The organism is Pelobacter propionicus DSM 2379, from assembly GCF_000015045.1.
In the GTDB taxonomy this organism is placed as follows: domain Bacteria; phylum Desulfobacterota; class Desulfuromonadia; order Geobacterales; family Pseudopelobacteraceae; genus Pseudopelobacter; species Pseudopelobacter propionicus.
Map to the genome: position 1 here is coordinate 2,780,949 of NC_008609.1, position 24,390 is coordinate 2,805,338.

17 protein-coding genes, 1 tRNA gene and 1 riboswitch are annotated in these 24,390 nt (G+C 59.5%); of the genes, 8 read left to right on the plus strand and 10 right to left on the minus strand.

What is annotated here, in order from left to right; all coding sequences use genetic code 11:
* The first annotated feature begins 12 nt into the window (after positions 1–12).
* From PPRO_RS12685 to PPRO_RS12710, 6 genes are all read left to right on the plus strand, one after another.
* Positions 13–1,245: an exonuclease SbcCD subunit D C-terminal domain-containing protein gene (locus PPRO_RS12685; RefSeq protein WP_011736428.1), complete on the plus strand. Its 1,233-nt coding sequence runs from the start codon at positions 13–15 to the stop codon at positions 1,243–1,245.
* Entirely contained in the window at positions 1,242–4,934 is a 3,693-nt protein-coding gene (locus PPRO_RS12690) for an AAA family ATPase (RefSeq protein WP_011736429.1), read from the plus strand. Before PPRO_RS12685 ends, PPRO_RS12690 begins: the two co-directional genes overlap by 4 nt.
* Before the next feature lie 128 nt (positions 4,935–5,062).
* On the plus strand, positions 5,063–5,854 hold the full coding sequence (locus PPRO_RS12695; RefSeq protein ID WP_011736430.1) for an FRG domain-containing protein: 792 nt from the start codon (positions 5,063–5,065) through the stop codon (positions 5,852–5,854).
* 228 nt (positions 5,855–6,082) lie between these two features.
* A riboswitch (cyclic di-GMP riboswitch) is annotated at positions 6,083–6,159 on the plus strand.
* A 166-nt stretch (positions 6,160–6,325) separates the two neighbouring features.
* Positions 6,326–7,807, plus strand: a complete 1,482-nt coding sequence (locus tag PPRO_RS12700) for a hypothetical protein (protein WP_011736431.1) — start codon at positions 6,326–6,328, stop codon at positions 7,805–7,807.
* Positions 7,808–7,872: 65 nt separating this feature from the next.
* Entirely contained in the window at positions 7,873–8,187 is a 315-nt protein-coding gene (locus tag PPRO_RS12705; protein ID WP_011736432.1) for a hypothetical protein, read from the plus strand.
* A gap of 82 nt (positions 8,188–8,269) precedes the next feature.
* Complete coding sequence (locus PPRO_RS12710) at positions 8,270–8,848, plus strand: L,D-transpeptidase (protein ID WP_011736433.1); 579 nt, start codon at positions 8,270–8,272, stop codon at positions 8,846–8,848.
* Between the two features lie 131 nt (positions 8,849–8,979).
* Here the strand turns inward: PPRO_RS12710 and PPRO_RS12715 are convergent, their stop codons facing one another.
* From PPRO_RS12715 to PPRO_RS21525, 4 genes are all read right to left on the minus strand, one after another.
* A complete protein-coding gene (locus PPRO_RS12715; RefSeq protein WP_011736434.1) occupies positions 8,980–10,326 on the minus strand; it encodes an HD domain-containing protein in 1,347 nt (448 codons plus the stop codon).
* A gap of 66 nt (positions 10,327–10,392) precedes the next feature.
* Positions 10,393–11,427, minus strand: a complete 1,035-nt coding sequence (locus PPRO_RS12720) for a dipeptidase (protein ID WP_011736435.1) — start codon at positions 11,425–11,427, stop codon at positions 10,393–10,395.
* Between the two features lie 306 nt (positions 11,428–11,733).
* The gene (locus PPRO_RS12725; RefSeq protein ID WP_011736436.1) at positions 11,734–13,758 is read right to left on the minus strand and encodes a B12-binding domain-containing radical SAM protein; all 2,025 of its coding nucleotides are present in this window, start codon (positions 13,756–13,758) and stop codon (positions 11,734–11,736) included.
* Positions 13,759–14,072: 314 nt separating this feature from the next.
* Entirely contained in the window at positions 14,073–14,699 is a 627-nt protein-coding gene (locus PPRO_RS21525) for a PEP-CTERM sorting domain-containing protein (RefSeq protein WP_011736438.1), read from the minus strand.
* Between the two features lie 506 nt (positions 14,700–15,205).
* Here PPRO_RS21525 and PPRO_RS12735 point away from each other — a divergent pair.
* Both PPRO_RS12735 and PPRO_RS12740 read left to right on the plus strand, forming a co-directional pair.
* Positions 15,206–16,564, plus strand: a complete 1,359-nt coding sequence (locus tag PPRO_RS12735; protein ID WP_011733975.1) for an IS1182 family transposase — start codon at positions 15,206–15,208, stop codon at positions 16,562–16,564.
* A 667-nt stretch (positions 16,565–17,231) separates the two neighbouring features.
* Positions 17,232–18,440, plus strand: coding sequence for an SEC-C metal-binding domain-containing protein (locus tag PPRO_RS12740; protein ID WP_198138273.1), 1,209 nt, complete (start codon positions 17,232–17,234; stop codon positions 18,438–18,440).
* Between the two features lie 111 nt (positions 18,441–18,551).
* Here the strand turns inward: PPRO_RS12740 and PPRO_RS12745 are convergent, their stop codons facing one another.
* The 6 genes from PPRO_RS12745 to PPRO_RS12765 form a co-directional block, all read right to left on the minus strand.
* Positions 18,552–19,109, minus strand: a complete 558-nt coding sequence (locus tag PPRO_RS12745) for a recombinase family protein (RefSeq protein ID WP_011736440.1) — start codon at positions 19,107–19,109, stop codon at positions 18,552–18,554.
* A gap of 1,058 nt (positions 19,110–20,167) precedes the next feature.
* A complete protein-coding gene (locus PPRO_RS21890; RefSeq protein ID WP_083761254.1) occupies positions 20,168–20,344 on the minus strand; it encodes a helix-turn-helix transcriptional regulator in 177 nt (58 codons plus the stop codon).
* A gap of 455 nt (positions 20,345–20,799) precedes the next feature.
* Positions 20,800–20,874 (minus strand) — tRNA-Gly (locus PPRO_RS12750).
* A 55-nt stretch (positions 20,875–20,929) separates the two neighbouring features.
* Positions 20,930–22,144 (minus strand): glycosyltransferase family 4 protein, encoded by a 1,215-nt coding sequence (locus tag PPRO_RS12755; protein WP_083761330.1) that lies wholly within the window; start codon positions 22,142–22,144, stop codon positions 20,930–20,932.
* Between the two features lie 208 nt (positions 22,145–22,352).
* A complete protein-coding gene (locus tag PPRO_RS12760) occupies positions 22,353–23,303 on the minus strand; it encodes a glycosyltransferase family 2 protein (RefSeq protein ID WP_011736443.1) in 951 nt (316 codons plus the stop codon).
* Between the two features lie 96 nt (positions 23,304–23,399).
* Complete coding sequence (locus PPRO_RS12765) at positions 23,400–24,353, minus strand: glycosyltransferase (protein ID WP_011736444.1); 954 nt, start codon at positions 24,351–24,353, stop codon at positions 23,400–23,402.
* Positions 24,354–24,390 lie beyond the last annotated feature (37 nt).

Below are 24,390 nucleotides of genomic sequence, written 5' to 3' on the forward strand. Positions count from 1 at the left end.
AAAGAACCGACCATGAAAATCCTGCACACATCGGACTGGCACATCGGCCGCGCCCTGTACGGCCGCAAACGCTACGAAGAGTTCGAGCTCTTTCTCGACTGGCTGACAACCTGCATCCAGAGCGAGCAGATCGAGGCGTTGCTGGTGGCGGGAGACGTGTTCGACAACGGCACCCCCAGCAACCGGGCGCTGGAGTTGTACTACCGCTTCCTCTGCCGCGCGGCCGGCGCTGGCTGCCGGCAGGTGGTGGTCACGGCCGGCAACCACGACTCCCCCTCGCTCCTCAATGCCCCCCGCGAACTGTTGCGCCACCTGGACGTGCATGTGGTCGGCTGCATGACCGAGACGGTCGAGGACGAGCTGGTTGTGGTGAAACAGGAGGACGGCCAGCCCGGCCTGATCGTCTGCGCCGTCCCCTACCTGCGCGACCGGGACATCCGCAGGGCCGAGGCGGGAGAGACCTTCGAGGACAAGGGGCGCAAGCTGGTGGAGGGCATCGCCGACCACTATTGCCGGGTGGCCGACGCTGCCGCTGCCCTGAACGCCCGGCTGGGGGGCAACATCCCCATCGTCGCCATGGGGCACCTCTTCACCAGCGGCGGCACAACCCTGGAGGGGGACGGCGTGCGCGAACTGTATGTGGGGAACCTGGGTCAGGTGACCAGCGATCTTTTACCCGACAGTTTTCGCTACCTGGCCCTGGGCCACCTGCATGTGGCCCAGCGGGTGAATGGTTCGAGCACTCGGCGCTACTGCGGCTCCCCCCTGCCCATGAGCTTCGGCGAGGCAAATCAGCGCAAGCTGGTCCTGGCTGTCGAACTGGACGCAGCGGGGCTCAGGGTGGATGAGCTCCCAGTCCCCTGTTTTCAGCAGCTGGCCACGCTGCGCGGGGACTGGGATCACATCAGCCGGCGGATCCAGGAGCTGAAGCGGGAGTCCGCCGCCATCTGGCTGGAGGTCGTCTACGAAGGGGGCGAGATCGTGGGCGACCTGCAGGAGCGGCTGCGTGAGCTTGTGGAGGGGACATCCCTGGAGATCCTGCGCACCAGGAACATGCGCTTGGTGGATCAGGCCCTGAGCGCCATGGCAACCGAGGAGACCCTGGACGACCTGAGCGTGGACGACGTGTTCGCCCGCTGCCTGGACGCCCATGGGGTGCCAGACGAACAGCGCCCCGACCTGGCCGCACTCTTCGCCGAGACCATGGCCGCGCTGCACGAGGACGACAGCAGGGGGGCCCCATGAAAATTCTGCGCCTCAGCTTCCGCAACCTGAACTCCCTGGCCGGCGACTGGGATCTGGACCTGACCCATCCGGCCTACGTCTCCAGCGGCATCTTCGCCATCACCGGCCCCACCGGCGCAGGCAAGACGACCATCCTGGACGCCATCTGCCTGGCCCTCTACGGCCAGACCCCCCGCCTGGGCAGAATCACCCAGGGCGAAAACGAGATCATGTCCCGCCAGAGCGGCGACTGCTCCGCCGAGGTGGAATTCGAAACCGGCCATGGCCGCTTCCGCTGCCACTGGAGCCAGCACCGCTCACGCAGGCGGCCGGACGGTCAGCTGCAGCAGCCGCGCCACGAGATCGCCGAGGCCGAGAGCGGCAAGATCCTGGAATCCAGGCTGAAGGGGGTGGCAACCCGGGTCGAGGAGGTCACCGGCATGGATTTCGACCGATTCACCCGCTCCATGCTGCTGGCCCAGGGAGGATTCGCCGCCTTCCTGCAGGCCCGCCCTGACGAGCGCGCCCCGATCCTGGAGCAGATCACCGGAACCGCCATCTACAGCCGCATCTCCATCAAGGTACATGAGCGCACAACGGAAGAGCGCAACCGCCTGACCGAGATGCGCGCCGAACTGGAGGGCATCCGGCTGCTGTCTCCCGAGGAGGAGCAGGAACTGCTGCTGGCCAAAACCGAGCGCAAGCAGAGGGAGAGTACCCTGAACTCCGAGGCCGGGGCGATCCGCGAGACTCTGGCCTGGCAGGAGCGGATAGCGCTCCTCCAGCAGGAACTCCTGCAACTGGACAACGAGCAACAGGCCTTCCAAGAACGCAGAGAGGCAGCCGCGCCGCAGCTGGAGAAACTGGCCCTGGCCGGCCGCGCCCTGAAGCTGGGCGGCGACCATGCCCATCTCCTACTGCTGAGAAGCCAGCAGCAGGAGGAGCAGACAGAGCTGCGGACGGCGATGGAGCGGCTCCCCCGGCTCCAATCACAATGGCAGGAAGCCTTCGAGGGGCTGGAACGGGCCGACGCCGGGTGCGCTCAGGCACGGCAGACCCAGGAACGAGAGGCGGAGCTGATCCGGCTGACCCGTGAGCTGGACTTAAGAATCGGCGGACTCCAGGCCCAGCTGCGGGACCTGACCGCGGAAACGGAAGCCACACGCCGCCAGGCCAGCGGTTACCGCCTGGCCATGGAAGGGTACCACCGTCGCATGACCGAGAGCGGGGAAGAGCTGCGGCACGTGGCGGCCTTCCTGGAAGAGCAGCACGCCGATGCCGGCCTGGTGGAAGCCCTGACCGGCATCGAACAGCAGCTCAAGGGCCTGGGGACGACCGTGCGGCAGCATGACGAGATCAGGGCAGCACGGGAACAGCAGGCAGCAGTGTTAGAGGACGCCACGCGCTCCTTCGCCCGGACGGAGGAGCAGTGGCACAAGGCCCATACTGCCGCCACGGAGGCCGAAGAGCGTCTCGCAACGATCCGCGGGCAGCGCCAGGCCCTGCTGAAGGGGCGGGAGCTTAGTGCCTGGCGCGATGAGACACAGTTCCTGGCCGGTCGCCTCACCCGTCTGGAAAGCATCGGGCAGCTGCTGGAACGGATCGAAGAGAACGGACACAGGCTGACGGAACTCAGGGGCCGGCAGCACGAGCTGGAACAGCGGCAACAGGCGCTGATCCTCCGGGAGCGTTCACTGGCAGGGGAATGCCAGTTGCGCGAGCGGATCGTCCGCGAGCTACAGGACAAGCTACTCCTGCTCAACCGGGTGCGCAGCCTGGAAGAGGACCGCAAGCAGCTCGTGGATGGCGTAGCCTGCCCCCTCTGCGGCGCAACCCGACACCCCTACGCCGCCGGCACTGTTCCCCAGCCTGACCAGGCGCGGCAGGAACTGGAGACGGCGCTTGAGGAGAGTGGAAAAGCCGGGGAGCTGCTCTCCCGTGTCAGACAGGAGCAGGTCGCCGTCCAGAAGGACCTACAGCGGGCCGGCCAGGACCGGGGCGAGCTGGAAGCGCGCCTGCTGGATGACCGGACAATCCGCGACAACGCCTCCCACGAACTGGGGATCGGCCCGGAAGCGGATCAGGCCGCCGATGGCCAGGCTTGGACGCTGCTCATCGATCGGGAGACCCGGGCCTGCCGCGAACGGCTGGCCGAGCGGCTGGCCGTCATCAGGGAGGGGGAGCGCCAGGAAGGTGATGAGCGCGGCGCAGGGGAACTCGTTGAAAGGCTCAAGGGGGAACTGGCCGCGCGCGACCAGGCCCGCCTGTCCGCACGGCTGGGGCGGGAATCGGCGCAGACGGAGCGGATGCGTCTGGAGCAGCAGGTTGCCGCCCTGGGCGCCGAGCGTGACCGGGTCCTGGAGGAGATGGGGAGAGTGCTGGCGCCCTTCGGTATCCCGGAGATTGCCCCGACCGGGGGAGACGAGCTCCTGGCCGCTCTGACCGGCCGCCGCGACGCCTATGTCCGCCACCTGCGGGCCAGGGATCTCCTGGAAAGGGGACGAACCGAGTGCGCCGCCGAGGGGGAGAAGCAGCGGGCACTTTTGGCGGAGACGGAACGGGCGCTTTGCGACAGGGAACAGCAGCTGCGGGAGATGACTGCCCACAGGGGTGCGCTGGTGGAGCAGCGGCTGGAGCGCTATGGCGAGCGCGACCCGGACAAAGAGGAGAAACGGCTGGCCGATGCCCTGCGTCAGGCCGACAAGCGGCGCGAGCAGGCGCTGCGGGAACAGAGCCGCCTCCAGGACGAACTCGGCGGCCTGAAGCAACAGATCGAGAGGATGACGAGCTCCCGCGACCGCCGTGGCGAAGAGATCTCTCGGCGGGAGGCGGCCTTCCTGGCGCAGCTTCAGGAATCGGGCTTTTCCGATGAGACAGCCTATCTGCACGCCTGCCTGCCCCAGGAGCGCTTCGATGAACTGACGCGCTGGGCCGATGAGCTGGCCAGGGATGAGACCTCGATCACGACCCGCCTGCGGGACCGCCAGGAAACCCTGCGAAGGGAGACTGAACGGAACCTGACCGCCAAGTCGCTGGAGCAGATCCATGAGGAGCATGCCGCCCTGGCCTCCCAGTTGGGTGAACTCCAGAAGGAACTGGGGGCGATCGACCAGCAGCTGCGCCAGCATGCCGAACAGCTGCAACGTCACCAGAGCCGGCTGCAGGAGATTCGGCAGCAGGGACACGAGTGCCAGCGCTGGGAGCTGCTGCGCAGCCTGATCGGATCCAGCGATGGCAAGAAGTTCCGCAACTTCGCCCAGGGGCTGACCTTCGAGCTGATGGTGGCCCATGCCAACCGCCAGTTGAGCAAGATGAGCGACCGCTACATACTGGTGCGCGACACAGCCGAACCGCTGGAGTTGAACGTGATCGACAACTACCAGGCCGGCGAGATCCGCTCCACCAAGAACCTGTCCGGCGGCGAGAGCTTCATCGTCAGCCTGGCCCTCTCCCTGGGGCTGTCCAGAATGGCCAGCCGCAACGTGCGGGTTGATTCGCTGTTCCTGGACGAGGGGTTCGGCACCCTGGACGAGGACGCCCTGGAGACGGCCCTGGAAACCCTGGCCGGTCTGCAGCAGGAGGGGAAGCTGATCGGCATCATCTCCCACGTGCCGGCGCTGAAGGAGCGCATCGGCGCCCGCATCCAGGTTGAGGCCGGCAACGGCGGGCGCAGCACCTTAAGCGGGCCGGGCTGCCGACGCGTTTCCTGAGGCGCCGACGATTCAGAGGATCTGCCCGCCCTCCCGTCTTGCCACGGGGCGCTGATGCTGCTATCGTTGTGCGCCGGACCGGGCAGCGCCCGGCTTCAATCACAAAAAAACCATGGGAGATCATAGACATGCATGTGGAAACCGTTGTCGCCGAATCATGGGATCACCTCCAGCACGAACTGTTTGCCGATTCATGGAACGAGGATCTGCGGCGCTTCCGGTCACGGGTGGCCTTCCGCGGCCTTTCCGACAGCAGTTACCGCCTGGAGACGACCCTGATGCGCATGGGAGGTCCCTTTGCCGAGCTGGAGCGGCACATGCTGCGCAATTTCAAGAAGTACGCCCACCGCAACGTGGTGGAAGCGGACTCCCTCTGGCACTGGCTCTCCGTTGCCCAGCATTACGGCCTGCCAACGCGGGTGATGGACTGGACCTACTCCCCCTTCGTGGCCATGCACTTCGCCACGGGCGACCTGGAGAAATTCGACCGCGACGGCGCCATCTGGTCGGTGAACTACGTAAAGGCCCACGAACGCCTCCCCCGGCGCCTGCGGGAATGGGTGGAGCAGGAGGGAGCCAACGTGCTGACCGTTGAATTGTTGTCGGACGTGGTCAACTCCCTGCACGAACTGGATACCCTAGACAGCGAGAAGGTGCTGATCTTCTTCGAGCCCCCCTCCATTGACGACCGCATCGTCAACCAGTACGCCTTCTGTTCGGTCATGTCCGACCCGCGCCTGGTGCTGGACGACTGGCTCTGCACCCACCCCGGCATCGCCCGCAAGATCGTCATTCCGGCGGCTCTGAAGTGGGAGGTGCGCGACAAGCTGGACCAGGCCAACATCAACGAGCGGGTGCTCTTCCCCGGCCTGGACGGCCTCAGCCGCTGGCTCAAGCGCCACTACTCCCCCCGGCGCTGAACTCACTGCGTTCTACCAGATCCATCCCCACTGCCCTGTGGGGCACGCACCGTGCCCCACACGCCCTTCCCCGCGGAACTACTGCCGCACCTCTTGCTTTGCAAGAAACAAACGTTACACTACTCCATATAAAAACATTTAATAGCCAATACTTCACCAGCAGCGAATCAGGGGCCATCACAAGCCGCTGAAGCAGTCCACAAAGCAACAGACATATACAATTCCGGTAATCGATACTACTAAACCATCCGCGAGGATGGGACGGAAAGCCCACAGGGTCTCCAGAAGACAGCCGGGTCGCCGAAATACCTGTTGCAGGGAGTCGGCCCCGGCTTGTTTTTTGGAGGGGGTATCGCTCCATCCGCCGAACCCGCTTCAGGTTGTATCCGTACCTTCGGGCGGTGTCACCCACAGGACGGAGGTTTCTCGCACGGCAGGAGCGGTCCTGTCGACAATCACAAGGAGGAAGGAATGATGGCTGCCAGAATGTATGGAATGGTGTGTGGCCTGCTGTTTGTCTGGGCAGGCACGGTATGGGGCGCGGATACGGCCAGGATCACCCAGCTCGCAGGCACGGTTCACACGGACCTGCATCGCCTGGTCAAGGAACGGAAGATGAAGATAGCCGACGCGGTAACGCAACAGAAGGCCTTTCTGCTGCGCCAGGCCGAGGTCAAAGAGGTTAAGCAGTTACGGGGCAACAACCTCATGGTCCACTTCAAGGACGGCAACGAACTGCTCATGCTGCTGGGAGAGGATCGGCTCGGCTCGGCTGACACCATAACAATCGCGCAAGCGCAGCAGGATGTCCTGAAACCGGTGCCCCAGGTGATCATCCCCGAGCGCGAGGTCAATCGTGACGTACTGCAGCGTCTGCTCCCCTGCGCTCCCAAGAGCAACAAGGCGCTGATCTTCGACTGCCTGGAAGACGACGCAAACGTGGTATCGCCGAAGATCTGGACCCAGGTCAAATCGGACCTGGAATCCCTGGGCTACACGGTGACCACCAAGCTGAACAACAACGCCAACCTGGCCAATGCAGCACTGATCGATGACGGCGAGTACGGCGTCGTCCTCATGCGCGGACACGGCGGCGACATGGGCGGCGACTTCGGCTTCCTGGTCCGCCCCTGGTACACCAGCTATCCCCCGGCCAACAGTGGCTATACCGGAACCGTTCGCGCCAGCGCATACAACCACGCCGCCGGCGCGACCCAGTTCGGCTACATCATCACCGGCAGCTTCAGCTCCAGCTACTGGAACAACAAGGCATTCCCCTCCACCATATTCTTCCTGGAGAGCTGCCATGGCGCCGACCCCGGCGCGCTGCCGGGCATGCCGACCTGGACGACCAATCACGGCGCATCGGTCTGGCTCGGCTGGAACGAGTCGGTCTCCTTCAACTGTGGCGACAACGGCACCGACCTCTTCTTCCAGAAGATGAAGGAACAGGCATCGGTGGGCGACGCGGTAGCCGCCGTCTATGCCACAGGATGCCGCCCCCCCGAACTGGTGGCCTTCCCCAACAGTAGGGGCAGGTGCCAGCTGGCTGTCTGGAAATCCGATCCCAACGAGACTAGCGTGATCGACGCCCGGGATTTCAAGCTGATCAGGCTGGTATCCGACGGCTCCCGACTCTACTCCACCATCACCTTCTACGGTGCTCCCTCCTTTGACGAGTTCTTCTTCTATGCCGACACCGGCGGAACCGCGGCGGCCGAGGTGCTGGTAAAGTGCCGTCCGGGCAGCTTCGACGTCTACAAGCAGACATCACCCGGACTGTTCACGAACAAGGTGCACAGCGGCACTCCCAGCATCAGCGGCAACAGCTACAGCATCAGCGTTCCCTGGAACACCTCCTACGGGACCGCGAGCCAGGTCAAGGTATGGCTCTATGACATGACCGGCAGGGACCGGCTGCCCGACAGCGGCAGCGTTACTCTGAAGAAGTAGATTCCGACCAGCAGCGGGCAGGGGGCGCGTCAAGCCCCCTGCCCTCGTTTTCCGGGAGATGCGCCATGAAGAGAGTGAGCTCCGTATCGTTGGCAATCGTTCTGTTGATCGCCTCGGCATGCTCGGCCGGATCCGGAACAGGGGAGGAATCCGCCGGCAACCTGTCACCGGAAACGGTGGCGCGCAAGGCCGAGAGCAGCTTCGGGGAATTCCTGGACACCCATGGGGGAGATCGCAAGGCGGCAACGGAACGCACCGCCGCGTACCTGAAGACACTGCCGGGGGTGAAGGAGGTCAGGGTGCGCGGCAGCGACAGCTTGCTGGTCATCATGGCCGACGGCAACGAGCTGATGGTGTTGCTCGGGCGGGACAGGCTCTGAAGGTGCGCGGCTCATGCTTTCAAAGGGGAGCGAATGATCCCATGACCCGAGACCGGCCGTTTTCCAGCCCCATGCATACGCTATGAACGCAGCCCCCCACCTTGCCGCCCTGATCGTTTCGATTCTTCTGGCAGCTTCCGGCCTGGCCGCGGAAGCTGCCCCCACGGATCAACAAACAAGCCAGGATCCCGCCGCTTCCCGCCCCGCCGCACCCTATATCATTGAGATAAGCATCAGCCGCACCCTGCTGACCCTCTACGAGCGGCATGGTACCGGGAAAATGTTCCCCGTCGCACAATACCGGGTGGGCAGCGCCATGAGAGGACTCACAACCTATCCCCTCGGCCCAGGCAGGGTGACCGCCATCCAGTTTGACCCCTGGTGGCACCCCACCGCCTACTCCCGCCAGGTATTTCGGGAACGGGGCATCAGCCTCCCTCGCGCGGTCCCGCCCGGCCACCCCCTGAACTACATGGGGCCGTTCAAGATATCCCTGTCCCACCGCACATGGAAAGGGGCCATCTACCGCATCCATGGCAACAACAACCCCAGGCGGGTGGGCCGGCGGGTGACGGGCGGCTGCTTCGTCATGCACAACAGGGACGGACTGGAACTGGCCCGCAGGATCAGGGTGGGGACGGTGGTGAACATCGTACCGTGAGAGGGAGGACAGGCGGGAGAGAGCTTCTTGATTGAGCGGCACGCTGGCGAGGAACGCACCGGCGTGGACCAATTTCAGCTACATGCCATCGACTGCGCGTTTCCGAGAGGCTACGGCGCCGACTGCACGCATCAGCGTTTCAAGAGCATATGCAGCCGTCTGGTCATGCGAACGATCTGCGGCCAGTCGTTACGGGTAATATCCTGCCCGTGGGCAAGGTTGTTGCGGAGCGATTCCAGCTCCTTGATGACTTTCTTCGTCGCCGCTGCGGACGCAAAGCCGGATTCTTTGAATGTAGCAACGCGCAGCATGGCCACCGCCATCTTGTCCGAAAACTGGAGGCAGTCCAGCAGATCACCTCCCAGCTTGCGTCTCGTCCGCTCTTCAAGCAACTGCCGCGCCTTATTCAGGCGCCCCTCGCTGACAAACTCCTGCCACGCTCCGTCGGGAAGGTGCCTGCGGATGCTCTCCACAACGGCCATCTCCACGAGAATGATCATCCCGAACAGCCACATGCGCACCACCGGCTTTTCGACGTTAGGCCGGCCGACCACGCCGATAATGCTGCCATCCAGCAGGACGAAGCAGTAGGAGAAACTGCTCAGGACATGGATCACGTCGGAGAGGGAATCCTCAAGCTGCACGGTCTGCTGCGGCAATATGGGGTGCGCCACCGGAACAGGGGAGCCGGGGTGCAGGTCGTCCGACAGGAGGTAGCCGACGATTGAACCTTCTTCTCGAATACCGACCACCGAGCAGTTGTGCCGACCACAGGCCTGTCGCATGCCCTCCGGATCGCCCCCCCCATCAAAGGAGAGCAGCGGTTCAAAGATATCCCGGGCCGTGAAGGCCTCGATTAACAGGCGAATCCCCCGATAGCGGCTGAACAGCTCGACCTCCTGGGGCGAAGACTCGATCCCGTCGGATTGTTCAGACAGGGATGAGCTTTCGACCACCCCCAGTGTGCGGGCGCATTTTTCCACGACCCGCCCGGCCCGCTCGTACAGGATGGCATCCCCCTCGTGCAGTACGGCCAGCAGGGCCATCATCTCCACGATGTAGACCCGGCCGAAGCGCTCGTCATGCTTGCAGATATCCTGGCTGTTGACTATCAGGTCGGCAAGCTTGACGGTCTTGGCCCGTGGGGAGGCCAGTGCCAGATGCCGGCGGTCGATCTCCTTTCGCGCCGCGCGGTTGCCGTCACTGGGCTTACTGACGTCGGTCAGCTCCGTGACCAGACAGGCAACGCCGGGCCCGAAATCACGGCTGATATCCTCGAAGGTGGCCGGTGTATCCTCCAGCGTGTCATGAAGCCAGGCAGAAGCTATGGTTTCAGGGTCATCGGTGACCGACGCCACCAGATCGGCAACCGCCTTGAGATGGACATCATAGGGCTGCAAGATGTACTTGAGGCGCTGATTGATGCGGGCATGATTCTGCACCGCATGGGCTCTGGCACGTTCAACAAGGTCATTCACTGTGGCGTTCCCTCCTGTCCCGTCTTCCGACTCCCCTGACGGCGCTCTCCCCAAAAGATGACCGCATCAGACAAAAGCTCTCCCTGACGGCACCCCATCCAGGCAGGAGCCTACGGGGAAATGCCTTCCGTCCACCGAAGAATCGGTGAGCAGACGTCGAAAAAAACGGAACCAGTTGCCCCCCATGATCCCCGCCACCGCCTCCTCGCCGTAACCGGCCCGCTCCAGCATCTCCCCCAGCCGCGGCAGGCGGGAGTGGTCCTCCAACCCGTCGCATACCGAATCAAAACCGCCGAAATCCGAGCCGATGCCAACAGCCTCGGCCCCGTTGCGCTGGACCAGCCGATCGATCTGGGCAAAGACGGTCCTGATGTCGGCCCGTCCGTCAGGGGAGAGGATCTCCGGGGCAGCGGCGATACCGACAACGCCGCCACGGGAGAGGATGGTTCTCACCTGTTCAGCCGACAGGTTGCGCGGAATGCGGAAGAATGAGCGCAGCCCGCCATGACTGCAGATCAGCGGGCCACCGAACTGTTCGACCACATCCCGAAAGGCGGGCTCCGACAGATGGGCCGTGTCAATGGCAAACCCCAGGCGCTCCAGCTCCCGCAGCAGCTCCCGTCCTGCCGGGGTCAAGCCTTCCGGATGCTCCACACCGTTGCCATCGGCCAGTCTGTTGCGCCCCCCGTGGGTCAGACCGACCACACTGAAGCCGCGCCGTTTCAGTTCCTCCACGGGGAACTCCAGCAGCGCATCCCCGTTTTCCAGGAGCCTGAGGCAACCCGACGCATCTTCTCCCCGCCAGCATGCCGCAAGTTCCCGTGGAGTCCTGATCGGAGCCAGCCCATCAAGGTAGGTGTCGGCATACTCCAGCAGAGAGCGAAGGTGGGCGGATGCCGTGACAGGGCCGTTGTGGCTGTCGGGACAGTAGAAGGCGGAAACCATCACCCGCACCTCCCCCTCCCGGAGCCGGGGAATGCTGACCCAGGCATGGGGCAGATCAACAAGACGGGTGTTCGGATGCCTGGCCATGAGGTGGTGGAGCAGGTCAACATGGGCATCGATAACCGGCCAAGGCCGCTTTGGGTCGCAACGTTTCATTTGTTCATCGCCTTCGTTTCCTCCTGCGGGAAGAGGTCGGGCAAAAAAAGGGCGGGCGGACCGGAATATCGATCCGCCCGCCCGCTCTGGCGCTCATCAGGCAGGGGCATGGCATGCCGGTGCGTGACAGGCTGGCGCATGACAGGCCGGGGCATGGCAGGATGGGCCATGGCAACCGGCGGCGGACATTGTTCTCTTCTCAACCTTCCTGACCTTCAGCATAGAATCACCTCCTTCCCATGACGAAACCCGACTCCCTGAAGGATTCGGGGAAATGCAACGACATCTTTTGCGATGCGAACCCCGCTATGACGGCAGCCGCACCAGATCCATCTCCCTGAGCGTCTCCATCGCTTCCCGACACTCGTCCATGAAGCCTTCGCTCCCCATGCCGGAGCCGTAGCGTTGGTACAGGTCGCGGGCGATCTCCTCCAGCCGGGCCGAACCGTCGCACAGTTCCAGCAGATCCCGGCCGAACTCGTTGATCTGGGTCACCTCCACCCCGTTCTCCCCGGCGGAGAAGACCAGCAGCGTCGGCTCCTGGGGATAGCTCTCCCGGAAGATCCCCTCCTTCAGGTCGTCGACGATGCCGGGCAGGTTGTGGGAAAATTCCCTGACCACAACGCCCCTGTCCCGCCGGGGAAGCAGCTCCGCCAGGCGGCAGAGGTCGGCGGTGGCGGTCGCCCGGTTCAGCGGGACGATGGCCGTCTCCAGGGACTGGGTTTCGTAGAGGACGATTTCGGGCAGATGGCACCAGGAGCCGTCGACACGGGCCTCGGCAAGCGCTTTGCCGCAGAAAGAGGGAACATGGCAACGGCACTCCTCGGGGGTGAGGGAGAGGACCGTCCGCGCCTCCGCGACGGCGACATAACCCAGCAGGCGGGAAAAAAGCCGGCTGGGCGGCTCCCCCAGCGCCATGGCCAGGAGCAGAAACGTCTTGGGGTACAGGTTGACGAGCAGCGGGAAAAAGCGGGACAGGCGGTCCAGTTCGTCCAGCCCGAGACCGGCGCAGGGGAGATTGTAAAATCCGCTGAACAGGAACGGGTCTGACTCGATCAGCCGGGAATCCTCTTCCAGGCGCCGGGCGTCATGGAATTCCAGGCCGAGGGAGAAGTAGCTGTCAGCCTCGCGCACCAGACAATCCACGTAGCGCCGGTGCAACTCGGTGCCGGGGAGCACCGTGGGGAGCTGGATCAGCGGGTTGCAGTTCCCCTGGATTCCGGCCCTGAGCGCCAGAAAGAGGGTCTGGTCCACATCCTCCCGCTGTTCCTCGGGGAAACCTATCACGAAGCTGAGCGTCGGCACCATTCCCTCATCCGTGGTCTCCCTGACCCGCTGGTAGAGGATGGTTTCATCGATCTGCTTGCCGATGAATGCCAGGGTGCGCCGCGACCCCGAGTCGATGCCGTAGCACATGGACTCGCACCCCGCCTCCCGCATCAGCCGCAGCAGTTCCACATCCATGGAGTCGAGCCGGGAGATGCAGTACCAGGGGGTGTCGTTCAGCCCCTCCTCCAGGACCCGTCGGCAGAACTCCTCCACGAAGCGCCGGTCTGCGGTGAACTGGTCGTAGGCCAGCAGGAAGCACTGGGCGCCGTAGCGCTCCCGCAGGCGGCGCATCTCATGGGTGATGCGGGGGATGGAGAAGGTGCGCGTGCGCCGCCGCCACATGATTGATTCGGAGCAGTAGACGCAGGCATGGGGGCATCCCCTCCCCACCTCCAGGATGGCTATGGCGCGGGGAATCCCGCAGGCGTCACGGTAGGTTTCAAGGTCGGGCACGAAGCCGTAGTCCGGGAGCGGGAGCACGTCCAGGTCGCTGATCAACTGCCGGTCCGGGTTGCGGATCACCTCGGTTCCCCGGCGCCAGCTGATTCCCTCGATCCCCTCCCCCTCCTCTCTCACGGCCCAGGCAGAGACCAGTTCCGACAGGCTCAACTCCCCCTCCCCCCTGACCACCGCGTCGATCCAGGGAAAGCGTTCCAAGGTCCGTTCGGCGACGAACGTCACGTCATGGCCGCCAGCAACGATCCGTATCTCCGGCCTGGCCTTCTTCAGCCGTTGGGCGATCTGGACGACAGCCGGAAAGGTGGCGCACTGCACGGAAAAGCCCACCAGGTCGGGATCATGGCGCAGGATCATGCGGGCGGCGTCTTCGTAGATGGCGGAGCTGGGGTTAAGCGTCTTCAGGCGGAGGGCGAGGACAAGATCCAGGACATCGACCTGATGCCCCCCCTCCCTGAGCAGGGTGGCAAGGTTGAGCAGCCCCAGTGGCGGGAGGTTGTAGAGCGACTGGAGGTAGAATGGCGGGAAGACGAGTGTGATCTTCATGGCACCATATCCCTGACGCGGCAATTAATTGCAGGATGGTAACGATGTTCCCAGACTACCATGCAACGGCGGCTTTGCAAGGAAGGGATTGGCCACCGTCATGAGGGGCATTCTCACGGGGAACTGGTTCGACAAATGAGTTCGCAGCAATGATGCAGGTTTCCCGACAGGTAAGCCCCGTTTCCGAGACATTTTTTGGGAGAGGGAGGAAAAAGCGGAGGGAAGGGCTGAGAATGTAAATTTTATCGACAAAAAAATATGGCGATGCTCTCCGCATCGCCATATTGGATTCCATTCAACCGGACTATAACCGTTTATTCCCTGTTCATGCGTCGTTTGCCGAAGATGGCCAGGCCCAGCATGCCGGCCCCCAGGAGGACCATGGTGCCCGGTTCGGGGACAGGGGTCTGTTCAACATCGCGCGCGTAGAGTGTTAAATGGGACAGATCTGGTATCTGCCCACCATTGTTTGTGAAGGTAATTGCCCAACTATCGCCGGTGCCGTTTGACCCAGTTGCATTGAGCAGTTCATTGTCAAACAAATAGGCGCTCCAACTACTTGATCCTTTGAGAACGGCCACCAAATCTACGGTTGCAGGAAGTGATGCACCACTCCATGTCAGGTACCACGTTCCCGAAGTCCCACCTGTTGAACGCAAAGAAAAGTAAATGCCATCCAACTCACCTATAGAGGAAGCTTGACCATTAAGCGTTTCGTCTTTTGCGACAAAAGTAAATTCGTTGCCCCGAAAAAGCGAGTCGGAGTACCCTAAGTCATTCAGCCCACCTGCGGAATCGTTTCCGGAATTCGGTCCACTGCACGCATCAGCAGCAAATCCATTCAGTTGCATATCAGAGTTCAAGCATGAAGATGAATGTGCCATACTCACCATTCCAGCCATGAACACACTCGTTAGCAATGTAATCAATATCTTTTTCATGAACCAATCTCCTTTATAATGCATTGCCGGACTTTACAAATACCATGCATAACCAGTGCCAAAAACCAACAACCTAATATTCCGCTAGAAAACACACAAAGAAGCAACAAACTGGCTAGTCATTGTAAAATAAATCGACAACATTTTTACTGCTTTCACTTCTCCACCTGCATCAATCTCATATAACTCGCTGGAAACAACTTATTACCAACCTACTTCAACGGAGTCAATTCAGACTGTAAAAAATACCGACAAAACAGCAATCTTTTCTGCATTATTCAAACTATCTGAGTGTGGGAGATCGACGATGAACGGGAAGCGATGATCCGAACAGTTCCAGCTAGGAGTCTGTCGGGCTTAACGCATTCAGCCGTCATCTCCAGGGCGTTTTCAATTGGTTAACCTGCTGTATTTATTGAATAAGTCGTCAGCTTTAGCTTGCGTTTTCTTGGTGTATCCCGTATATTTGTCCGGTAATATCAACTGGTTAGGTATCGGGGTTGACTATGAAATCAAAGTTTATTGAAGTTGACCGGGAAACACCCTATCTGCTCCCGCCATCGCTGCAGGATTGGCTACCAGAAAAGCACTTGGCCCGGTTTGTGGTCGAAATTGTCGAACAGCTCGACCTGCGCTCTTTGAAAGCTACCTATGCCGGCCGAGGCTCGCAGCCCTATAACCCTGAGATGCTGGTAGCATTGTTGTTTTACGGTTATGCGACAGGCGTATTCTCCAGCCGGAAGCTTGAGCGCAGCACCTACGACTCCGTGGCATTCCGGTTCATAGCGGCAAACAGTCATCCTGACCACGATACCATTGCCACCTTCCGCCGGCGTTTTCTGCCGCAACTGAACAAGCTGTTTGCCCAGATTCTGCTGATCGCTCATCAGATGGAGGTGCTGAAACTGGGCAACGTTAGTTTGGATGGCAGCAAAATCAAGGCGAACGCCTCCAAGCACAAGGCGCTGAGCTATGAGCATGCCTGCAAGCTTGAAGAGCAGATCAAGGCTGAGGTTGGCGAACTGCTCAAAAAGGCCGAGGCAGCGGACCGTGCCGATATTCCGGACGGCATGAACATCCCCGAAGAACTGGAACGTCGGGAAAAGCGTCTTTCCGCCATTGCCGCAGCCAAGGTCGAGATCGAAAAACGAGCCGCTGAGCGCCATGCTCGTGAACAGGCCGCTTATGAGAAGAAAGTCGCCGAACGGGCCAAGAAGGAGCAGGCAACGGGCAAGAAGGCCAAGGGGAAAGAGCCGAAACCGCCCAAATCCGGCCCCACTGCCAAAGATCAGGTCAATCTGACCGATGAAGAGTCGCGGATCATGCCGACCTCCGGTGGCGGATTCGAGCAGACTTACAACGCCCAGGCCGGTGTGGATACAGCATCAAAGCTCATCGTTTCGGCCCATGTTACCCAGAATCCCAATGACAAACAGGAGCTGACACCGACCCTGGAGAACCTGGCGGCGCTGCCTGAGAAGCTTGGCAAGGCAACCGATCTGGTAGCTGACAGTGGCTACTTCAGCGAAACCAATGTAACTGCCTGTGAGGAGAACGGGATAACTCCCTACATTGCCGTAGACCGGCAGAGTCACAACGTGCCACTGATGGAGCGCTTTGCCGAACCGCCGCCGTTACCCGAAGATGCCGATTCCGTGGCCAGAATGAAGCATCGCCTGAAGACACCTTCCGGCAAGGCGATCTACGCCCAGCGAAAAGTCACCTCGGAACCGGTCTTCGGCATCATCAAGGCGGTCATGGGATTCAGAAGCTTTCTTCTTCGTGGCTTTGAAGCAGTAAAAGGCGAATGGAACCTCGTCTGCATGGCCTACAACATCAAACGGCTGCATGTCTTGGCCGGATAGAATGAGAAATAGCGAAAATCAGCCTGTAATAACCGCAGTCATCGCTGAAAGGGCTGAATTAACCAGGTTGCCGGTGGGAAGACGAACACATACGGAACTTTTTTAATCGGCTTGGCCACAAAAGAGGGCGCCCCTGAGGTCAAGCCCGACAGACTCCTAGAGACCCGCTTGCATCATAGACTCTGCTTACCGAGTGCATTTCAGGGGGATTTCAGAGCATACCCCTGAGGGCCGAGGCCACCACGTGCCCCATGAGACCATATCGAGCACAGGGGCAGGGATAGCCATGGCTTTTGCGCTCCATAACCACAGGAGCCAAATACGGAACAAATTGGAGTCTTTTTAATAAATCACGAGATTCACACCCATAACACAACCACCCAGCCCTTACAGCAGAATTAGATCCACACAATATAAGTCTTGCCTAACGCAACAGCTTGATCTAGAGTGGCAACTCCTTGCATCCACAAGACCCGTACCACTAAAAGAAGGAAGTATGTTCTGGCTTTTAATGCTCACAACCTAAGCATCCAAAACAGGAAGATGACCAAATTTAGTTAATAACAAGTTACATCTTTAGAGGCAAACACTATCTATGCGTCGAGTTCTAGCCACTGATTTTGGCATCTGGCCTATGTTACAGCACTTGGAACGAGCATCAGATCACATGATTGCAACCAGTGAGTACTGGGCCAGACTGGCTAACTACCTTCTCCTTTACGACCAGATCGTCATTCCCACAGGAAATCTTCAAATACTTCCGGTCCTTCGCCTCATGGTGGGCGAAGCAGCATTCGATGAGCTTGTCCGAACGAGGAGCATAGTCTTCGCCAGGTTTGACCAATGGTTCGGCTATGCAGGAAACGGTGAAGGCTTAGTTTATTTCCAGATATCAGATGGCCCCAATCACCCCACAAGCACTCCAAATATCGCAACAGCCTTCTTTAAGCCACTTGACTTAGCAATCACTGACATGTTGTCAGCTTCAAACCTTCCATCCACAGCTGAACGTAAAGCAGAGATCAAAAACCTATTACTGGACAATGTTGTACAGCTTCCTACACCGGTTATTACTGAAGGACTCAGGGACGAATCATACAAGGACGTATTGGGTAGCCCACACCTTAGGGACTTCCTTTCGCTCCGAAACTCTGGTCGATCATTGGATGCCTTGCGTGATATCAGGCCTGATCAAATGGTGGTGTTCAACCCCCACGTACCACCTGAACCGAACTCTTCACGCGAAATACGGGCTGTGCTACGAGTTGTTTTTGAGAACTTCTTGCTTAGTATCGGAGGTCATGTCGAATCGACTGAAATAACTGGCGATGCCGACACACTAAATGTCCTTCTCGCAAAGGGACAACGACTAGGTTATTCACCAGAGGGCAATCAAGCATTCGCTCAGATCCAGAAAATTAGCGGTGTGCCTGACCTCGGTGCAGCATTTGCTGCAAAGCAAATTTCTCCAACGCAACTACTCGACCTTCGCAATTCCAAGCATGCACAAGCTTTAAGAGACTGGTTCGCCCTTGGAGCACCAAGTGCAACAGAGGAAGAGACTGTCCGTAGGTATATAGAGACAATTGGTAAACCTGGTTTAGTCGATTCAGTACCTACGAAGATCCTCCGATTTGCAACCACAGCAGGGTTAGGTGCAATAGAGCCCATCACTGGTGCTATCGCTTCGGCTGCTGATACCTTCTTATTGAGTAAGTGGTTCCCTGGAAAATCACCACGCCTATTTATGAAACAAGCAAAGGTGATGCTCACTAACTCACCAGTGATCCAGCCACCATTGATGCGAGGCAGAGATCGGAACAAACCATGCTCCTGCGGTAGCGGGAAAAAATTCAAAAAGTGCTGCGGTCGGTAGCTTTAATTAAATTCTTGATAACAAAGAGCACGAGAGCGTCAGACTAATGGCAGAAATCAATTGGGGAGACTATCAAGATAAACATAATCAACACGCATTGATCTAATTATACTATTTCTCTTTACACTCTTTCATGATCCTATAGACGCTAGCAACCCCGATCTTCAGTTCATCAGCAATAGCTTGTTTGGTCATACCTTGCCCGATCAACTCCATGACCTTCTCGGACTGCGCCATTGCAGTTGCCTTCCTACCCTTGTACTTCCCTGCTTCCTTAGCAGCCCGTATGCCTTCCCTTTGTCGCTCTAGCATCATCTCACGCTCGAAGGTCGCTATTGCACCAAGCATGGTTAACATAAGTTTCCCAGTGGATGTGGTGGTATCAAGCTGAATGTTGAGCACCTTAAAGGCAACGTGCCTCTCTTCCAGATCCTCAGTGATGCTCAGTAGATGTTTTGTGCTCCTAGCGATTCTGTCGAGCTTACAAACCACCACCGTGTCACCTTCCCGGACATAATCCAGCATCGCTGCAAGCTCCGGTCTATCAGCATCCGCTCCGCTTGCCTTCTCTTGGTACACCTTGTCGACACCAGCGGCCCGGAGCTGCTCTAACTGAACGGCCAAGTCCTGTTCTTGAGTACTGACCCTTGCATACCCGATTACAGCCATATCATTCTCCTATCAATAACGCTTAAGACGTTGTGATAATATACTATCAAAATCCATATGTCAATTTATATGATAGGTCTTGACGACATACACCACACCTATCACGGAGGCATGCCCTATTGGTAACAAAGAAAAGATTCAGCGTGCCTGCAAGATCGGAACAAATACGACAACCACCACTAGACAGGTAGGCGGAAGATCAGCGTTAGCCACAAGACCATTCTAAGCAACGGAGTTGTATATATCGGAGAATAGATAACAACAGACTGCCACACTAATTCAATACCAATGAAGCCATATAACCACGTAAAAGACAGCAGACACTTAACAGACGTACAAGCCTATCACGGTATACAGTTATACAGTCGAGCTATTTTGCACCATGAGCTTCAACTTACATATTACAGCAGATGCCACCAAGCTCCTTATCAACTGTTTTTGTAATCTGGCTACATTTGTTTGCTCATAATGTTAGCTGTTTATGTTACTGGATATATTTTAAATCATGTTATCTTATGCTGAGCACGAGTAACAATCATAATGCATAACGTTGAATGTGCTGCATTAAAATCTTGAGTGCTTATAATATATAACGGCTATATTATGTGCATTGCGTACACATACCTGTTTAGGTTCATACCGTATGTTATGTTATAAGATTACTGTGTTGTGTGTTATATAAAGTATGCATCTATGCTTATGTTGTGCATGGTGTGGTTACATCGTGCATCATGCGGTTACATGCTGGTGTGCACATGGGTAAGTCAAAGTCTTGCACGTTGTAGTGCTCTTGTCCTGTTGGCAATAGATACGCGGGTATCTGATTCTATAAGTGGTCTGTATTGATTCCGTGCAACAAAGAAGTTGGACAGACCAAGGACAGCTATACCTGTCCGCACAAACAACAAGCTCAGCTCTGTAACGTAATGCGTAGGGGAACAAGCGAGACATACGAAGTATGAACATCCTTGTGCAGCATCAGGCAGCTCACAACATTCGTCAGCTCAGCAGGATCAAGCCTCTCCTACCAAGAAGAGGCCCGACCCATTCATCCGAGATTAGCGTACTACAGCTAACAACCCATCAGCCCAAGCTTGCACCTCCGTACGCAGCCACCCTACCCGACCAGCAGCCAACTGCCTCCGAGCTGGAAACTGCCCCGCCTTCTCCATGTTGTAGATCGTCGTGTAACACAGCCCTGTTGCCCGAACCACATCCTGCCGTTTCATTATCATGCTGTCTCCCTCACTCACCCGAATGCGTATCGACGTTCATCAGCATTCACGGCGGCACAAATTTGTTCATCTATAAGTGGTCCCTATTCACCGGCCTACCGGGCTCACGAAGGAGACAGAGCCGCGCCTGCACTGACGCGCCCGTGAACGCACCCACAGCCCGTATGAGCGGCCCAGACCAGCAAAGCACACAAAGACCCGTGTCACGCACCAAAGCCCCACACAGGGCACATACAGAGCACCAGCACGACACAAACAAGGCCAAGGGGAATAAGGGCACCCGCAAAGACTCCGATTATAGCCATGGAGCAGCAAGAGAGTTACAGCATTGGGGAGTACAGGAGACACGACGCAGACAGGAGGGTTGCATGGTGTTAGCAAGGCTGGAGGTTGCACGAGAGGTTGCACACAAAAAGAAAGGGGTCAAGCCATAAGGCCTAACCCCCTAATTTTCTTGGAGCGGGAAACGGGATTCGAACCCGCGACTTCAACCTTGGCAAGGTTGCACTCTACCACTGAGTTATTCCCGCGCGAAAGCTTGTGTTTTCTATCAAAACCCGGCCTTGTTGTCAACACTTTTTCAGGCTATTTTTTCATTCCCCTACTTTTTCTTTTTACCTGACAACCGGCCCGTCCACCGGTGGCAGCAAAAGGCTCCAGCAGGCGTTGATACAACCGCAGGATTGCAGCCCCCCTGCTGTTCCAGGAGTGCTCCCGCAGCGCCCGGTCGCGCACCGCACGGGAGAGTTGGGAGAGGCGCCGGCCGTCGCCCAAAAGCTCCGCCATCTTCCACGCCAGGTCCGCGGCATCGCCATGCGCGGCATAGACCCCGCTGTCGGCCAGAATCTCGCGGTTGACCGGCGTATCGAACACCAGGGTCGGCAGACCGCAGGCCATGTAGTTGAACAACTTGCCGTTGGCCTCGCTGAGCGACAACTTGGGGGAGACGGCCAGATCACCCGCACTCAAGTACAGCGCAGCCTGATCGTAGTCGATCCGGCCGGTGAAGGTCAGCATGTCGTCCAGCCCCATGCTCCGGGCCTGCTCGCGGTACACCTCTTCGGGATAGCCCATGATCAGGAAGCGGACATTGGCGCCGCGTCCCTTGAGAATCCTTGCGGACTCCAGCAGCAGGTCCACCCCCTGATAGCTGTTAAGCACCCCCAGGTACACCACCAATGGTATCGTCTCGTCAATGCCCAGCCTGCGCCGGGCCTCCCGACGTGAATGGGGATAGAAACGCTCCGTATCCACGCCATCGATCACCGCCGAGACCCGTTGGGCAGGCACGCCCCATTCCTTAACCAACTGATCAGCGCCCTGGGTGGAGCTGGTGATGATGGCATCGGCGCAGCGGTTTACGGTCCGCTCCACGACAGCAAAGAGCCGTTCCAGCAGGGAACCTGCCCTGAAGAAACCGTGATCGCGACATTCGGTGGTGAGACTCCCCTGGAAGTCCATGACCAGCGGGATGCCCAATAGCGGCCTGAGAGCCAAGGCGATGCAGGCCCCCTCGTGCAGATGGGCGTGCAGGATTCGGGGCCTGAAGGAGCGGGCAACGGAGAGCGCCTTGAACAGCAGCAGAATATCCAGCAGCGGCTTCTGCCAGGAGGGGCCGGCGCTGAGACGGCGGTACCAGGGGATGTTGGGGATGCGCTCGGTGGGGATGCCGTCCATGTCCCTGCCGATGTGGTAGGTGAGGATGCGCACATCGCACCCCTGGCGGATCAGCGTCCGCGCCTCCTCAAAAATCCTGACATGGCAGCCGCGATCGGCGAAATAGGGGGTGGGCGCCAGCATGAGGATGCGCAGCGGGGTTCGAGATTCAAGGCTCAAGGCTCGCTTTTCAGGGTTCGAGGAGCGAAGACCAGAGGAGAGAGCGTCAGGCATGGGTTGAGCCTCGCCGGAAGCCTGGTCAGCCGTATCCGTCCGGCAAGCCGTTTCTTCGACAACAACGCCCGGGGGAACCCGCCCCCCGGAATAGGTCTTACCCATCACTCCTCACCCCTCACTCAGCCCCCAGGTTGATCTTCTCCCTGACCACATAAATCGGCTTGCCCTGGGCTTCGTAGTAGGTGCGGGCGTTGACCTCTCCCAACAGCCCCAGCACGATGAACTGCACCCCCATGAACACAAGGAAGGCGGTCAGGATCAGCAGCGGGTTTCTGTTCATGCTGAGATGTTCGAACAGCTTCATGTAGATGGTCATGGCGCCGCTCAGAAACCCGGCCATGAGGGTGTACAGCCCCCACTTGCCGAACAGCTGGATCGGCTTGGTGGAGTAGGCCAGCAGAAACTTGACCGTCATCAGGTCCAGGATCACCCGCACGGTGCGCGAGATACCGTATTTGCTCACTCCGTGACGGCGGGGATGGTGCCTGACCGGAAGTTCGGTGACCCTGGCCCCCACCTGGGACGCCAGGGCAGGCACGAAGCGGTGCATCTCGCCGTACAGGCTGATGCCGTCCAGCACCTCGCGGCGGTAGGCCTTCAGGGTGCAGCCGTAATCGTGGAGATGTACGCCGGTAAAGAACGAGATCAGGGCATTTGCCAGGACTGACGGAATCTTGCGGGTGATGAAGGTATCCTTGCGTTCGTTGCGCCAGCCGGAGACCACATCGTACCCCTCGTGGAGTTTTGCGATCAGACGTGGTATGTCCGATGGATCGTTCTGCAGATCGCCATCCATGGGGATGATGATGTCGCCGCTGGCTGCGTCGAAACCGGCGGCCATGGCCGCGGTCTGGCCGAAGTTGCGGCGAAACCTGATCACCTTGAGGCGTTCATCCCCGGACGCCAGACGCTTCAGCGCATCAAAGGATCCATCCCGGGAACCGTCGTCCACCATGATGATTTCAAAGCAGGCATCGACGGGATCCAGCGCACCCACGATGGCGCCATAGAGTTCGTCGATGTTTTCCTGTTCGTTATAGATAGGCACTACAATACTGAAATCCACATCATGCTCCCTGGCAGGATTCCTTCCTGCCGGCCTGTGCGCCGTTTCGCGGAGATTGGTGCAGCGCAACCATCGCCCCGGCGCAAGCGTTCACCATCACCAGACTTCCTGCTCGAAACCTTTTACCTGCCTGACCGTTACCTGGCCGCCCTTGGGCTGCTCCGGCCTTCCTCCCGCGAATCCCCACAAGAGTCCGGCGCCGTTACAGCAGTGCATGACCGGAAAGAGCCCCAGCAGCAGAAGGCTCTCCGCCACGCCGGAGGCCATGGCCGCCACGACGGTGAAACCGACCACTAGGATGGCATAGGCAAGGAGGGGTAGGCTCCAGAGCGGAGAGGCGGGCAGAAGCGGCAGCAGCAGCAGGTAACAGACAAAGAGAAGCGGCGCGAAACTGACCACTGATCCGGGCCCGGCCAGCAGGGTCTGCTGCGCCCTCCCCCTGCCGTAGCCAAACATCTGGCGCATGAAGGCAGCCAGCGTGGGACGCTGGCTGCGCTCCACCGCCATGGCCGGATCGTGCAGCAGGGCATGGCCGGAGGCTGCGATCCTGTCCAGAAGCTCGTTCTCCTCGTTGGGATAAAGCCGCTCGTCGAAACCGTCAGCCCCGAGAAACAGATCGCGACGGAAAGCCAGGTTGCACAGGATCAGCTCCTTCTCCGTTGTCCGGCGCAGCAAGCCCGTGGCGCGGTAACGGTTGCGCATGGCGCCGGCGCCAAAAAGCGATGAGAGGACAGCCCCGAAGAGGCGTTGCAGACGGCTGTCGCCGGCCGGCGTCAGGGAAGGGCCGCCCACGACCGCCACGTCAGATGCGCTAAACGCGTCGGCGCAGCGCCAAAGGGCATCCGGGATAGGGCGGGAGTCGTCATCCAGGAAGTAGAGCAGATCCCCCCGTGCCTTGCGGGCTGCCAGGTTGCGCTGCCGACTGGGGCAAGTCCCCTCGGCCACCAGGATCTCGAACAGCTCCACGGGGTACTCAAGCACCTTGAGCGCGTTCAGTGCCGTGACCGTCCCGCCCGGCTTTACCGGTATGATAATTGAAAATGTCGTCATCCGTTCCCAAAGCAATTGACCATCCCCCTACCGCGGA

Bases quoted from the DNA above. Each gene is read 5' to 3' on its own strand.
- PPRO_RS12700 (WP_011736431.1), top strand. From the start codon at position 6,326: ATGATGGCTGCCAGAATGTATGGAATGGTGTGTGGCCTGCTGTTTGTC.
- PPRO_RS12690 (WP_011736429.1), top strand. From the start codon at position 1,242: ATGAAAATTCTGCGCCTCAGCTTCCGCAACCTGAACTCCCTGGCCGGC.
- PPRO_RS12710 (WP_011736433.1), top strand. From the start codon at position 8,270: ATGAACGCAGCCCCCCACCTTGCCGCCCTGATCGTTTCGATTCTTCTG.
- PPRO_RS12685 (WP_011736428.1), top strand. From the start codon at position 13: ATGAAAATCCTGCACACATCGGACTGGCACATCGGCCGCGCCCTGTAC.
- PPRO_RS21890 (WP_083761254.1), bottom strand. From the start codon at position 20,344: ATGATAATGAAACGGCAGGATGTGGTTCGGGCAACAGGGCTGTGTTAC.
- PPRO_RS12705 (WP_011736432.1), top strand. From the start codon at position 7,873: ATGAAGAGAGTGAGCTCCGTATCGTTGGCAATCGTTCTGTTGATCGCC.
- PPRO_RS12735 (WP_011733975.1), top strand. From the start codon at position 15,206: ATGAAATCAAAGTTTATTGAAGTTGACCGGGAAACACCCTATCTGCTC.
- PPRO_RS12745 (WP_011736440.1), bottom strand. From the start codon at position 19,109: ATGGCTGTAATCGGGTATGCAAGGGTCAGTACTCAAGAACAGGACTTG.
- PPRO_RS12695 (WP_011736430.1), top strand. From the start codon at position 5,063: ATGCATGTGGAAACCGTTGTCGCCGAATCATGGGATCACCTCCAGCAC.
- PPRO_RS12755 (WP_083761330.1), bottom strand. From the start codon at position 22,144: ATGCTGGCGCCCACCCCCTATTTCGCCGATCGCGGCTGCCATGTCAGG.
- PPRO_RS12720 (WP_011736435.1), bottom strand. From the start codon at position 11,427: ATGAAACGTTGCGACCCAAAGCGGCCTTGGCCGGTTATCGATGCCCAT.
- PPRO_RS21525 (WP_011736438.1), bottom strand. From the start codon at position 14,699: ATGAAAAAGATATTGATTACATTGCTAACGAGTGTGTTCATGGCTGGA.
- PPRO_RS12725 (WP_011736436.1), bottom strand. From the start codon at position 13,758: ATGAAGATCACACTCGTCTTCCCGCCATTCTACCTCCAGTCGCTCTAC.
- PPRO_RS12740 (WP_198138273.1), top strand. From the start codon at position 17,232: ATGATTGCAACCAGTGAGTACTGGGCCAGACTGGCTAACTACCTTCTC.
- PPRO_RS12765 (WP_011736444.1), bottom strand. From the start codon at position 24,353: ATGACGACATTTTCAATTATCATACCGGTAAAGCCGGGCGGGACGGTC.